General features: G+C 34.8%; 2 protein-coding genes. Both read right to left on the reverse strand.

Going from position 1 to position 712, the window contains the following annotated elements; genetic code table 11:
- The coding region (locus ES765_RS21530) for a DUF2480 family protein (protein ID WP_138116602.1) at positions 1-499 on the reverse strand (499 nt) is incomplete at its 3' end.
- A 1-nt stretch (position 500) separates the two neighbouring features.
- A partial coding sequence (locus tag ES765_RS21535) for an iron-sulfur cluster assembly protein (RefSeq protein ID WP_138116604.1) occupies positions 501-712 on the reverse strand: 212 nt, incomplete at its 5' end.

Here is a 712-nt window from a genome sequence, read left to right on the forward strand (position 1 = left end):
GCTTGTATAAAGGAACCATTGAACAAGCTTCTCCATACATAATACTTTTTGCAACGGGGTGTAAAAGTCTGGTAATTTCAACATAAGCCGCTTTAGGCACAGGCAAATCGCCACAACCTTTTATAACGATGCGGACATCTTTATAAGCATTGATATTTAGTTTGTTTAATATCTCATTATACAAAACTGTTTCAAGTGTTTCTAAATCACCAAACACCACTTTTTTCACAAAAGGGGCTAACTGTGTTGCCAGTAGCATATACGCCCAGGTTGGAACAATCGCATCTTCAGAACAAATAAGAGCAACGTATTTATCTGTATATGTACTCCAATCTTCATTTTTTATAAACTCACGGAAATCTTTTTCTTTCAATATTAAACCTTGAAACAAGTACTCTTTTATATCGAACAACAAACGTTCACCCTGAGGGTAAAATTCTTCAAGGTTGATGGTGATGATACCACTTTTTGCTACTCTATTAATTATTTCTTTTTCCATCTTACATAAATCCTAATTCGAGTTGCGCCTCTTCGCTCATTAAATCTTTCGACCAAGGTGGATTAAAAGTCATCTCTATTTCTGAATCTTTAACCTGATCAAGTGACTTTACTTTTTCATTGACTTCTTGAGGTAATGATTCGGCTACGGGACAATTAGGAGACGTTAGAGTCATTAATATTTTAACCTCGCAATCTTCATTTACAAACACAT

This window comes from Maribacter sp. ACAM166 (assembly GCF_005771495.1).
Lineage (GTDB): Bacteria > Bacteroidota > Bacteroidia > Flavobacteriales > Flavobacteriaceae > Maribacter.